The 12,629-nt window shown below is 64.5% G+C and carries 12 protein-coding genes; 6 read left to right on the forward strand and 6 right to left on the reverse strand.

The window, feature by feature from the left end:
- Window positions 1–250: 250 nt before the first annotated feature.
- Window positions 251–2,095 carry a 3D-(3,5/4)-trihydroxycyclohexane-1,2-dione acylhydrolase (decyclizing) gene (iolD, locus tag NO932_RS03025; protein ID WP_309209576.1) on the reverse strand — a complete coding sequence of 615 codons (1,845 nt, stop codon included), beginning with the start codon at window positions 2,093–2,095 and terminating at the stop codon, window positions 251–253.
- Window positions 2,096–2,249: 154 nt separating this feature from the next.
- Window positions 2,250–4,157 (reverse strand): 5-dehydro-2-deoxygluconokinase, encoded by a 1,908-nt coding sequence (gene iolC, locus NO932_RS03030; RefSeq protein ID WP_309209578.1) that lies wholly within the window; start codon window positions 4,155–4,157, stop codon window positions 2,250–2,252.
- Between the two features lie 222 nt (window positions 4,158–4,379).
- On the opposite strand from iolC, the gene iolG reads away from it, so the two are divergent.
- Window positions 4,380–5,372 carry an inositol 2-dehydrogenase gene (iolG, locus tag NO932_RS03035; protein WP_309209579.1) on the forward strand — a complete coding sequence of 331 codons (993 nt, stop codon included), beginning with the start codon at window positions 4,380–4,382 and terminating at the stop codon, window positions 5,370–5,372.
- Window positions 5,373–5,406: 34 nt separating this feature from the next.
- On the opposite strand, the gene NO932_RS03040 is transcribed toward iolG, so the two are convergent.
- The 3 genes from NO932_RS03040 to NO932_RS03050 form a co-directional block, all read right to left on the reverse strand.
- Window positions 5,407–5,811 (reverse strand): hypothetical protein, encoded by a 405-nt coding sequence (locus NO932_RS03040; RefSeq protein ID WP_309209581.1) that lies wholly within the window; start codon window positions 5,809–5,811, stop codon window positions 5,407–5,409.
- 103 nt (window positions 5,812–5,914) lie between these two features.
- Window positions 5,915–6,577, reverse strand: coding sequence for a DUF1236 domain-containing protein (locus NO932_RS03045; protein ID WP_309162698.1), 663 nt, complete (start codon window positions 6,575–6,577; stop codon window positions 5,915–5,917).
- 196 nt (window positions 6,578–6,773) lie between these two features.
- Window positions 6,774–7,196: a methyltransferase domain-containing protein gene (locus NO932_RS03050; RefSeq protein WP_309209582.1), complete on the reverse strand. Its 423-nt coding sequence runs from the start codon at window positions 7,194–7,196 to the stop codon at window positions 6,774–6,776.
- A 111-nt stretch (window positions 7,197–7,307) separates the two neighbouring features.
- Between NO932_RS03050 and NO932_RS03055 the strand changes: the two genes are divergently transcribed.
- Both NO932_RS03055 and NO932_RS03060 read left to right on the forward strand, forming a co-directional pair.
- Complete coding sequence (locus NO932_RS03055; RefSeq protein WP_309209584.1) at window positions 7,308–7,769, forward strand: Rrf2 family transcriptional regulator; 462 nt, start codon at window positions 7,308–7,310, stop codon at window positions 7,767–7,769.
- 1 nt (window position 7,770) lies between these two features.
- Entirely contained in the window at window positions 7,771–8,343 is a 573-nt protein-coding gene (locus NO932_RS03060) for a putative glycolipid-binding domain-containing protein (RefSeq protein WP_309209587.1), read from the forward strand.
- 311 nt (window positions 8,344–8,654) lie between these two features.
- Here NO932_RS03060 and NO932_RS03065 read toward each other — a convergent pair whose 3' ends face one another.
- Complete coding sequence (locus NO932_RS03065) at window positions 8,655–9,524, reverse strand: MurR/RpiR family transcriptional regulator (protein ID WP_309209589.1); 870 nt, start codon at window positions 9,522–9,524, stop codon at window positions 8,655–8,657.
- Between the two features lie 261 nt (window positions 9,525–9,785).
- On the opposite strand from NO932_RS03065, the gene NO932_RS03070 reads away from it, so the two are divergent.
- From NO932_RS03070 to NO932_RS03080, 3 genes are all read left to right on the forward strand, one after another.
- The gene (locus tag NO932_RS03070; RefSeq protein WP_309209591.1) at window positions 9,786–10,571 is read left to right on the forward strand and encodes an ATP-binding cassette domain-containing protein; all 786 of its coding nucleotides are present in this window, start codon (window positions 9,786–9,788) and stop codon (window positions 10,569–10,571) included.
- A 13-nt stretch (window positions 10,572–10,584) separates the two neighbouring features.
- The gene (locus tag NO932_RS03075) at window positions 10,585–11,568 is read left to right on the forward strand and encodes an ABC transporter permease (RefSeq protein WP_309209592.1); all 984 of its coding nucleotides are present in this window, start codon (window positions 10,585–10,587) and stop codon (window positions 11,566–11,568) included.
- Window positions 11,569–11,642: 74 nt separating this feature from the next.
- Window positions 11,643–12,545, forward strand: a complete 903-nt coding sequence (locus NO932_RS03080) for a sugar ABC transporter substrate-binding protein (protein ID WP_309209593.1) — start codon at window positions 11,643–11,645, stop codon at window positions 12,543–12,545.
- Window positions 12,546–12,629 lie beyond the last annotated feature (84 nt).

The following is a 12,629-nucleotide window of genomic DNA, read 5'->3' on the forward strand; positions in this document are numbered from 1 at the left end:
GATGAGGGTGCTCTGAGCTTGACCCGTCCAACGTGGTTCGAATGGAACCTCAGCGCACCCCTCATCCGACCTCCGCTTCGCTCCGGCCACCTTCTCCCTCAAGGGGAGAAGGAGATCGCGTGGCAGCACTTCGGCAAGAACACAAACGCCTGCCAAGAGAGCCCCCTTCTCCCCTTGAGGGAGAAGGGTCGGGGATGAGGGGTGCGCGTCGGCTTCGCCGATGCGTCGGCCGCAAGGCCGAAATCGCGTCTCAACCAAGCGTCCGCCCCTTCACCCTCTCCTCATACTTACCCCTTTTCTCCCGCACCTCTTCCCGCGCGCTCACCTCGGGCACCGCGACGTCCCACCAATGCCCGCCCGCTTCGGTGGTCACCAACGGATCGGTGTCGATCACGACGACACTCACCCCCTCCCGCCCGCGCGCCGCCCCCAGCGCCGCTTCAAGCTCGGCAATCCCCGAAACCTTCTCCGCATGCGCCCCCATGGCCCGCGCGTGCCCCGCGAAATCGATCTCCGGCATCCGCTCGCGCCGCACATCCTCGAACAGGTTGTTGAAGTTCGCCCCGCCCGTCGCCATCTGCAGCCGGTTGATGCACCCGAACCCGCGATTGTCGAGCACCACCACGGTGAGCTTTAGCCCCATCATCACGGCGGTCGAGAGCTCGGAATTGAGCATCATATAGCTCCCATCCCCCACCATCACGACCACCTCGTCCCCCGGCCGCGCCATGGCGACGCCCAAGCCCCCGGCGATCTCATAGCCCATGCACGAATAGCCATATTCCAGGTGATAGTTCCCCGGCGCCTCGGCCTGCCACAGCTTGTGCAACTCCCCCGGCAGCCCGCCCGCCGCGCACACGACGACGGCGTCCCCAACGCTCCGCTGCACCGCCCCGATAACCTGCGCATCCGAGGGCAGGGGAGCGTTGCTCGCCGCCGTCACGGCATTTGCCGCTTCCAGCCACTCGCGCTTGCCCGCTTCCGCCGCCTCGCGCCAGCGCTCCGGTGCCCGCCAGTCTCCCAGCCCGGCATCGAGCGCCTCCAGCCCGGCCCGTGCATCGGTCACCAGCGGCATCGCCCCATGCTTTGCCGCATCCATCGCCGCCACGTTGAGGCCGATAAATTGCACATCGGGATTCTTGAACAGCGCCCAGGACCCTGTCGTAAAATCCTGCAACCGCGTCCCCACCGCGATCACCAGATCGGCCTCATCGGCCAGCCGGTTCGCCGCGCTGGTCCCGGTCACCCCGACAGACCCCATGTTCATCTTGTGAGAATGGGGCAGGGCCGATTTCCCCGCCTGCGTCTCCACCACCGGCACGCCATGCTTTTCGGCAAACCGCGCCAGCACCTCGCTCGCGCCCGAATAGAGCACCCCGCCGCCCGCGATCAGTACCGGCTTTTGCGCCCCCTGGATCGCCTCTATCGCCCGTGCCAGTTCCCCCTCATCGGGCCGCACCCGCCGCTGCCGCCACACGGTCTCGTCAAAAAACGACGCCGGATAATCATAGGCTTCCGCCTGCGTATCCTGGCACAACGCCAGCGTCACCGGCCCGCATTCGGCCGGATCGGTCAAAACCGCCATCGCCCGTCGCAGCGCCGGCATGATCTGCTCGGGCCGCGTGATCCGGTCGAAATACCGCGACACGGGTTTAAAGCAGTCATTGGCCGAAACCGTCCCGTCGCCAAAATCTTCCACCTGCTGGAGCACCGGATCGGGCGCCCGGTTGGCGAACACATCTCCGGGCAGAAACAGCACCGGCAGCCGGTTGACATGGGCCAGCGCGGCGGCGGTCACCATATTGGTTGCGCCCGGCCCGATCGAAGACGTACACGCCATCATCCGCCGCCGGAAACTGGCCTTGGCGAACGCGATCGCTGCATGCGCCATCCCTTGCTCATTATGGGCCCGAAACGTCGGCAGCCTGTCCCGCACCCCATAAAGCGCCTCGCCCATCCCCGCGACATTCCCATGCCCGAAGATCGCCCACACCCCCGCAAACAGCGGCAGTCGTTGCCCCTCGATCTCGGTCATCTGCGCCGCCAAAAACTGCGCCACCGCCTGCGCCATGGTCAGCCTGATCGTCCCGGTCATGGATGGCTCTCCGCCGTCTTGGTGAGCTCAGAGGCCTCCACGAACTCAGATACCCTTCTCCCCTGGTGGGAGAAGGTGTCCCGAAGGGGCGGATGAGGGGTGCGCATCGACATCGTCGATGCGGCGGCGAAAGCCGCATAATCCAGCACGCTCATCACCTTTCCCCCCACGCGCTCACCAGCCCGGCAAACCGGCCCGCCATCTCCGTCACCGCCTCCTCGTCTCCCATCTCCCCAGCCAACCATTTTTCCGCCGCCCCGGCAAAAATCGTCCGCCCCACGGCGAACCCCTTGACCGTCCGCGACCCCGCCGTCGCCGCAAACGCCGCTTCCAGCTCCTCGGTCGGCGCATCCAGCCCCAGCAGCACCACTCCCCGGCAATAGGGATCATGCCTTTCGATCACCTCGTCGATCCGCTGCCATGCCCGTGCCCCCGCCTGCGGCTCGAGCTTCCACAAATCGGGCTTGATCCCCACCGCGTACAGCGCCTCGAGCACCTCCGGCACCGTTTCGTCGCCCACCGCCCCGCTCTTGCCCGCGATGATCTCGATCAGCAATTCCCGCCCCAGCCGCCGCGCCGCGTCATGGAGCGCCTTGAGCTTCGCCCTCTGCGCCCCGCGCAGTTCCTCCGGATCGTCGGGGTGGAAAAAGCACAGGCACTTGATGCAATGATCCACCGGCCATTCGATCAGCCGCGATCCCACGTCCTCGGAAAATTCGAACTTGAGCGGCCGCGATCCAGGCAGTTCCACCGGCCTTCCGATCCAGAAATTGGCGTGCCTGCTCGCCGCGAACAGCGCCTCGCGCCCGTACTTGTCGTCGATCAGCATCCCGAAGCCGTCGCGCCCATCCGCCACCCGCGCCGCCGCCTCCACGGCCAAAAGCTTGAAGGCGGAAATCCGCTCCCGGTCCGCCCCCACGTTGTCGGCCAGCTCCTCGAGCTGCGTCCGATGATCGATGGCCAACGCCATCAGCTCCGGATAGTCCCGCCGCCGCCCCGTCGTCGCCCAGTGGATATGGTTGAGCGCTTGATCCTTGCGCAGCGCCTTTTCTTGGCTCCCATGCGCGAGAAAATATTGCAGCTCGGAAAAGCTCGGGATTTCCGGCGAACACAACAGCCGCGACACCGCGAACGCCCCACAGGCATTGGCCCATGTCGCGCAGGTCTCCAGCGCCTCCCCCCTGAGCCACCCGCGCAAGAACCCGCTCAGAAACGCGTCCCCCGCGCCCAGCGTGTTGTACACCTCGATGGGAAACCCCTGTCCCACGATCCCGTCCTCGATCCGCTCGGGAATATCGCCGTCGAACACCACGCACCCCATGGGGCCGCGCTTGAGGACGATCACGGCGGAGGACAGTGACCGGATCGCCCTCAGCGCGGCATCGAGATCGGTTTCCCCCGAACCGATCAGGATTTCCTCTTCCGTCCCCACGATGAGATCGCAGTGCGGCAGCACGTCCCGCATGCGCGAGGAAACGACGTTGGAGGGCACATAGCGCTCGTCCCCCGCCCCATGCCCCGCCAACCCCCAAAGGTTGGGGCGATAATCGATGTCGAAGATCACCTTGCCCCCATGGCGCCGGGCGAATTGCATGGCGATCTTCTGGGCCGCCGCCGTGGAGGGGCGCGAAAAATGCGTCCCCGTCACCAGCACGGCGCTCGCGCGAGCGATGAAATCCTCGGAGATATCCCCCTCGGTCAGCGCCATGTCGGCGCAGTCCTCGCGGTAAAAGATCAGCGGAAAGTGCTTGTCGTCCTCGACCGCCAGGATCGCCAGCGCCGTCAGCCGGTCGCGGTCGGTGATGATCCCCTCGGTCGAAGCGCCCTCGCGCGCCATCTGCTCGGCGATGAATCGCCCGAACGGCTCGTCGCCCACGCGCCCCAGCCAGGCCGATTTCAGTCCCAGCCGCGCCGCCCCGATCGCCACATTGGCCGGGCACCCGCCCACCGATTTGGCGAAGCTCGAAACGTCCTCGAGCCGGGATCCGATCTGCTGGCCGTAAAGGTCGACCGATGCGCGCCCGATGGTGATCACATCGAGCCGGTCCTCCAACCTGTCCATGCTGGCGGCGGCCTCCGTTCCGCTGATCTGAATTGAAACATCAATTCTGAAAACGTGTCAATTCAGAATGTTTGTTCCATTTTGCTGTTGCTTTCTCGGCCCTGATTGGGAAAACATGGGCCCATGAAACGCCGGTTCGTCAACGTTAGCGGGCCTGTGCATTCAACACAGCAAATTCGACCGTTCAACACAGGGGGTGTTGAACGGTTCTGGGGAGGGAAAATGGTCCGTTTCGGAATTTTGGGTGCCGGCCGCATCGGCAATGTCCACGCCCGCTCGATCGCCCGCTCGGGCCGCGCCAGCGTCGCTTATATTGCCGACGCAATGCCCCAGGCCGCCGAAGCGCTGGCCTCCGCCGTGGGCGCGAAAACCAAGCCGGTCCAGGAGGTTGTCGCCTCTCCCGATGTGGATGCCATCCTCATCGCCACTCCCACCGATACCCATGCGGACCTGATCGAACAGGCCGCCCGCGCCGGCAAGGCGATCCTGTGCGAAAAGCCGGTCTCGCTTTCGGTCCCGCGCATCGAAGCCTGCCTGCAAGTGGCTGAAAAAACAGGCGTTCCCCTGATGATCGGCTTCCACCGCCGCTATGATCCCAACTTCGCCGCGCTGGAAAAACGCCTGCGTTCGGGCGAAATCGGCGATCCCGAAATCATCACCATCACCTGCCGCGACCCCGCCGCACCCCCGGTCTCCTATATCGAGCGTTCCGGCGGGCTTTACCGCGATATGATGATCCATGATTTCGACATGGCCCGCTTCCTTCTAGGCGACGAAGAACCCGTTACGGTTCATGCACTTGGGGGTGTTTTGACCGACCCCGAAATCGGCCGGGCAGGAGATATCGACACCGCCAGCGTCCAGATGCAGACCGCCTCGGGCAAGATCGTGGTCATCACCAATTCCCGCCGCGCCACCTACGGCCACGATCAGCGCATCGAAGTCCATGGTTCCAAAGGCCTTTTGCGCGCCGCCAACATTCACGACACCACCGTCGAACTGGCCAATGAGAAGGGCTGGACCGAAGACAAGATCCCCTTCTCCTTCGTCGAGCGCTACCAGCTCGCCTACACCGCCGAAATCGAAAAGTTTCTCGATTTCCTCGATCGCGGCGAGTCCCCCCGCGCCTCCGGCCATGACGGTCTCATGGCCCAGAAACTCGCCGAAGCCGCCAGCGAAAGCCTGAAATCGGGTCAGGTCGTGCGGCTGGGTTAAGCCGATACCCCTCCGGCACCACCGGCGGCGCCGCTCACGGCGCCGGAAGCCGCACCACCAGCGCACCCTCGCCGGCCCGGATCCGCGCCACCATCGCCTCGATCTCCTCGGCGGTGAAGTTGCCGTTGATCACCAGCGATCCGCCGGTGATCGGGCTCTGGATGTAGGGCGAGGTCAAAACCTTGCCGTCCAGCAGCACGTCGATCTGGGTGCCGACATTGCGGATGGTGAAATCCCCGAACGCCTTGCGCCCCGCCGCGCTCAATTCGATGTGCAGCGCCGGCGCGCCGCTGTTTGCATCCATTCCCGCCCGCGCTTCAGCCACCTCCAGCGCCACGGTCTCGGCCATGGCCGCGCCTGCCAGCGCGAAAAACGCCGCGGCCCCGGCCATGAGCTGCGGGGCCAGGCGGGCGAAAAACGTCGGAGAAGTATCGGGCATTGTAAAATTTCCTGGGCAATTTTATCCATCTTGGGAGCGGGTTGGGCTTTGACAAGCAAAAGGGCGGCCTTTCGGCCGCCCCGGGCAATTTTCTTCGGTATGCTTACCGAACGATGTACACGATCTCGCGCGTGTCCGGCGCAACCAGCACCGGCTGGCCGTTGATGTAGGCGTAGGAATATTCATAGTCCGGGATGGTCTGCACGGTCACCGTTTCAGGCACCTGCGCGCCGACCACCACTTCACCTTCAAGGTAGATGGGGTCGACCGGGTTCGACTGCACATAGGTGACGGCCTCTTCCGGAGGATCGACCACAACGCCGGCCGTCGCCCCTACGCCCGCGCCGATCGCCGCGCCGACAGGGCCGCCGATCAGGGCGCCGGCGATGGCGCCGCCGGCCGCGCCGGTCACCGTGGAGTTGGCGGTGGTGTCGGGTTCGACGACGCCGACCAGTTCAGGCGGACGTTCGGTCAAAACCACCACTTCCCCGGCAGTCTGGGATTCCACGGTCAGATAGTCGGAATAGGCGAAGCCCACAGTGCCGTTGAAGTCGATCTCGCACCACATGGAGTCGGTCACGCAGCCGGTAACGGTCGCGGTTTCGCCGCTGCCGATCACCCCGATCGCCTCGAACTGCGGCCCCGGGCCGGAACGGATGTTGAGGTCGGTGGTGGCGGTCGCCGTGGCGGTCTGGGCCAGCGCGGTGCCCGTCATCAGCAGCCCGGCGGTGGTCGCCAGGATGGTCTTTGCAAGAGCGGATTTCATTGTTCATCTCCGTTGGTTTGCACAGGCAAACCCTTGGGGGCGACGGCGTTGCCGTCGCGACCCAGGCATCGGCCTGCCTGATCTTCCCCCGCGGCCAGTTGAACGCAGCGCCCACCCCTTCGTTCCGCGCCGCTAACCTTGCGGTAACCACTTCAAACTTTGCTGTGGCTTTCCCGCAACTCGGATTGGCGCGAACCTAAAGCCCGATCTCCCGGATCGGCGCGCCGTCGATAAAGAGCCTGCCGCCGGGCTTGAGCGCCTTGGCGATCGCCGCCCGTGCCTTCACTCCGGCTTCCAGATGCCGCCCGTCGAGCGCACCCACCCGCACCGCGACGGCGATGTCGAATGGCGCCTCGCCCTCTTCCAGCGCAAAGCTTTCCGTCTCGCTCTGGCGGAACTCGAGCCGTCCGGCCGCGATCTCTTCGGCCGAGCCGGCAATCGCCTGGGCAATGGCCTTGGCGGAGCGGTCGATGGCCACCACCTTGCCCGCGCCCACGCGTTTGGTCATCTCCCGCGCCATGACGCCTGGCCCGCACCCGATCTCGAGCACCCGCATGTCGCGTTTGAGCGGCAATGCATCGACGATATCCAGCAATCTTTGCGAAATTGGGCTGCCCATGATGCTCCTCCTTCGGCCCGCCGGGAGCATCGCCCACCCGCTCGTCCCGCTCAAGCCCTTGATTGACGCGCCGGTCTTCCCCGCGCTACGGCAGAGGCGGAGGTACTCGTCATGCGCACCGACAACCGGCTCTCCCGCATGCTCCATGTGCTGATCCACATGAGCTCGCACACCGGCGCCGCCACGTCCGAAACCATCGCCAGAATGCTCTCGACCAACCCTGTGGTCGTGCGCCGCACCATGGCCGGGCTGCGCGAGGCGGGCTATGTGCGCTCGGCCAAGGGGCACAATGGCGGATGGGAGCTGGCCCGCCCGCTCGAGGAGATCACCATGGCCGATATCTACCGCGCCTTGGGTTCCCCCCATCTGTTCGCCCTTGGCCTTGCCAATGACGATCCGCGCTGCCTGGTGGAAAAATCGGTCAACGCGCGCATCCACGATACGCTCGGCGCCGCCGAAGCCATGATCCTCGAGCAGTTCGCCGCAATGACGCTGGCCCAGGTGCGGGACGATTTCGAGGACCGTCTGGCCCAGACCCCGCACCAATGCGGCCATCCGCACGCGGGAGATTGAGATGCACGCGGCGCCGGCAACCCAAATCCTGTTCTGGCGGCGGATCGATCTCGCCGGCATGGAGCGGCTCGTGCTCGAACCCGGCGCTGACGGCATTTCCGTCTCCGGCACGGTGATCTGCGTCGAAGACGGCGGTTTCCGCATCGATCACATCTGGCGCCTGACCCCGGACTGGCACACGCTTTCGCTTCTTGTCGAAAAATCGGACGCCGACGGCATGACGCGCATCGCGCTGGAACGCGCCGGCACCGGCTGGTCGGTCGATGGCGTCCACCGCCCCGATCTGGACGGCGCCGAAGAACCCGACCTCTCGGTCACCCCCTTCTGCAACACGCTCCCCATCCGCAAATTGCTTTCGGGCGCCAAGAACAGCCTCACTCTCGACGTCGCCTACATCGACGCCGCCACCATGGCCCTCCGCCGCTCCCGCCAGCGCTACGACCGCCTCACCCCCACCCGCGTCCACTACACCGATCTGGGCGTCGCCAACGGCTTCGAAGCCGATCTCGACCTGGACGACCAGGGCCTTGTGCTTTCCTATGAGGGCCTGTTCGAGCGGGTTGAGCCGATCTAGATCCCCTCTGGCTCCAGCCGTTCTTCTTTTCGTCGTCTTCGGGCTCGCCCCGGAGACCCGCAACGCTTCCTATACCCCCAACGTCTCCCGCACACCGGGCAGCCCTGCGGATTGTCGGGTCAAGCCCGACAATGACGAGCGAGAGGGGAGTGCCCGTTTCGGCCTTTGGCTTCACCGTCCACGCCGCCGCTCAACCCAAGGATTGGCCTGGAGCACAGGCGCAGGCCGCTGCCACACGCATCAACCCTCCCTTTCGTCGTCTTCGGGCTTGACCCGGAGACCCGCAACGCTTCCGCGTCCGCAGCAGAGGTTTAGGCCCCGGGTCCCCCCTTGCGCCGATCCGCCAGCGCCACCGTCAGCGCCATGGCCAGCGTCATCGTCGCGCTCATCGACCTGAACCCCTCGAAATCGGCCTCGGCGATCTCGAACCACACATCGGCCTGCGAGGCGAGGGGAGAGAATATGGAATCTGTGATCGCCACCACCTTGGCGCCCGCCTCGCGCACCTGCGCGGTCAGCGCCACGGTTTCGCTGGCATAGGGCGTAAAGCTGATGGCGATCGCCACATCGCCCTCGCCGGCAAATCCGGCCTGTTCCGCCGCTAGCCCCGCCACAGCGTTGACCAGAATGGTGCGGATCCCGAGCTTGCCCATGGCATAGGCCATATAGGAGGTCACCGGAAACGAGCGCCGCAGCCCGATGAGATAAACCGTCTGCGCGCCCTCCAGAACGTCCAGCGCCCTTTCGAACACCGCCGGATCGTGCCGGCTGGTCAGCGCCGAGATCGAACGCAGCGAGGCTTCGGCGAACCCTTCGAGGATCATCGAGGCGCGGGGCGAGCCTTCTCCATGCTCGCGCAATTGCGCCATGCGCTCGTCATAGCCCAGCACATGATCGCGCAGCCGCGAGCGGAACACGTCCTGAAGGTCCGAAAACCCCTGATAGCCGAAGGCCTGGGAAAACCGCACAAGCGTCGAGGGCTGCACCTGCGCCTTGGCGGCGATCGAGGCGGCGGTGCCGAACGCCACGTCGTCGGGATTGTTGAGCGCGTATTCGGCCACCTGCGTCAGCCGACGCGGCAATTCCTCCCAGCGCGCGATCACCTTTTCGCGCAAGGCCGCGAAGTCGCGTGGCGGCATCTCCGCCTGGCTTTGGCTGTCCATCGCTTTCCCGCGCGCCATTCCCGTTTCGTGCCCTTTACTTATCCCCGCGCCCCCGCCCGCTTCTATACTCGTGGGCGCGCTTTCCCCGGCAATTGCACCGCCGGCGCTTAAACGAAATGAAACAGGCGCAAAAACCGCATTTATCCCCGCCATTTCGCGCTGATTTTTGCGCCGGATCGCCCGATTGTGTCTTGACGCACTCTGCCTCAAATGGAATAAACATTCCACAATAATAATTTGATGCATCAGTCGTTCTATTTTGATGCGAGGGAGGTGAGCATGGCCGGAGGAGGCGCGGCGCTTCTCGAAGCGCGCGGAATCGCCAAATATTTTGGCGCCATCACCGCGCTGCGCGACGTCAATTTCCACGTCGATCACGGCGAGGTTCTGGGTGTCGTCGGCGACAATGGCGCGGGCAAGTCCACGCTGATGAAAATCCTCTCCGGCCTCTACCAGCCCTCCGAGGGTGAGCTGATCTTCGATGGTCGCCCGGTGCGCTTTTCCAGCCCCAAAGACGCCCGCGCCAAGGGCATCGAGATGGTCTATCAGGACTTCGCCCTGGCCGGAAACATGCCCATTTACGAGAACATATATCTCGGCCGCGAGCCTGGCACCAAGGTGGGCCCGCTGACCTTCATCGATCACAAGCGCGCCCGCGACATGGCCAAGGACCATCTCGACAATCTCCATATCGAGGTGAAATCGGTCGACCAGAACACCGAGGATCTTTCCGGCGGCCAGCGCCAGGCGGTCGCCATCGCCCGTGCCACCGCGTTCGATGCCCAGCTCGTCATCATGGACGAGCCCACCGCCGCGCTTGCCATCAAGGAGGTCGGCAAGGTGCTCGACCTCATCAAAAGGCTGAAGGATCATGGCGTTGCGGTGATCATCATCTCCCACCGCATGGACGATATCTTTTACTGCTGCGACCGGGTGATGGCCCTCTATCAGGGCACCAATTTCGCCGAAAGCCCGCTGGGCGACACTTCGCGCAACGAGGTGATCGGCTGGATCATGGGCACCAAGGGCCATACCAAATCCCTCGCCCACGATCGGCTGCACTAGGGGAGGGCGGGACGTGCTTTATAATCCGAGGCTCGCGAAATTTCTCGAAACCTACGGCATCGTCCTCGTCGTCATCGTCATGATGGTGGTGATCGCTCTCTCGCGCCCCGAGGTGTTCCTGACCCCCCAGAATCTCACCAACATCCTCAAGCAAAACGCCACTCTGGCGCTGGTCGCCCTGGGCATGTTCGTGGTCATCGTCACCGCCGGCATCGACCTCTCCGTTGGCTCCACCATGGCGCTCTCCATGGTCACCCTCGCCATCGCCAGCCGTGCGGGCCTGCCTTGGCCGGTGGTGCTGATGGTCGGTCCGCTGGTCGGCATCGCCGTGGGGCTGGTCAATGGCATAGGGCTCACCTGGCTCAAGCTGCCGCACCCCTTCATCATGACCTTGGGAACGCTGAACGCGGTGCGCGGCATCGCTTATCTCGTGACCGACGGCGCACCGATTTCCGGGCTCCAGCCAGAGGTGCGCTATCTCGGCCAGGCCTATTATGATCTCGGCATCTTCGCGCCGCCCGCCGGCATTCCGGCCAGCCTGATCCTCGTCGCCGTCTGCGCGATCGGCCTGTGGTTCTTCCTGGAAAAGACCTCCACGGGCCGGCATATCTACGCCATCGGCGGCAATCCCCAGGCGGCGCGGGTTTCCGGCGTCAATGTCGATCGGGTGTTGATCCTGGTTTACGTCATCTCCGGTTTCATGGCCGGCCTGGGCGGCCTGCTGCTCGCCGGCCGCACCGATTCAGGCTTTCCAAATGCCGGGCTGATGCTCGAACTCGACGCCATCGCGGCGGTGATCATCGGCGGAGCCTCGTTCTTCGGTGGCCGCGGCACGGTGATCGGCGTTCTGGCCGGGGTGCTGATCATGGGGCTCTTACGCAACGGGCTCAACATCAACAATGTCAGCTCTTTCTGGCAGATGGTGCTGATCGGGGTAGTCATCATCTTCGCGGTCTGGATCGACGTCGTCCGCCGCCGCGCCGCCGTGCGCAGGTAGGAAAATCCGGCCGTTCCGGTGCTCTCCAGCCGGAACGCACCGCAACTGAAATGGAGAAAAGGGAGGACCATGAAATGAAAGCAGTGCTTCTGGCCGGGATTGCGCTCTCGGTCATGACGGTGGGTGCCAGCGCCCAGACCTATGTTCTGGGCATGAAGGGCCCAGGCGCCGGCAACCCGTTCTGGGCCGCCGTCGAAGCGGGTGCCATGGCGGCTGGCGAGGAAGCCGGGGTCGAAGTGATCGTCGTCGCTCCGCCCCAGGAATCCGACGTTCAGGCCCAGATCACCCAGATCGAGGATTTGATCGCCCAAGGGGTGGACGGCATCGCGCTGGCGCCGACCGATCCCAATGCGCTCGCTCCCGTGGTGGATGCCGCCATCGCCCAGGAAATCCCTGTGGTTTTCGTCGATACGCAAGGCATCAATGAAGGCGTCTCCTTCATCGGCACCGACAATCAGGCCGGCGCGGCGCTCGCAGCCCAATATATGTGCGAAAACCTGCCTGAAGGGGCCAATGTGGCGATCCTTCAGGGGCTGATCAGCCAGTCCACCGGCCAGGCTCGGGCCCAGGGGGCTCAGGAAGGGCTCTCGGGCTGTGGCCTCAACATCGTTGCCGAACAGCCCGCCAATTGGGACCGCGCCATGGGCATGTCGGTGGCCGAAACCATCATTACCGGAAATCCCGACATTCAGGGCATCTTCGCATCCAACGACAACATGGCTTTGGGCGCCGTCGAAGCGCTCAAGCAGGCAGCGATGCTCGAAAACGTCATGGTCGTCGGGTTCGACGCCAACCCCGATGCGGCAGCCTCCATCCTGGCTGGCGAGTTGACCGCTTCGGTGGCGCAATCACCCGAGAATATGGGCCGTTTCGCTATCGAGTCGCTGATCGCGCTCTCCAATGGCGAAACCATCGAAGAGTGGATCGATACCGGCACGGTGCTGGTCGACGCCTCCAACGCCGCCGAATACCAATAGTCCGCAAGCGGTTCCCGATACCCGGCTGTGTGGGATTTTTGCAAATAATAGGATGAATCTTTCGCCTTTTTGTTGCCACGATCT

Source organism: Pelagibacterium sp. 26DY04, assembly GCF_031202305.1.
In the GTDB taxonomy this organism is placed as follows: Bacteria; Pseudomonadota; Alphaproteobacteria; order Rhizobiales; family Devosiaceae; genus Pelagibacterium.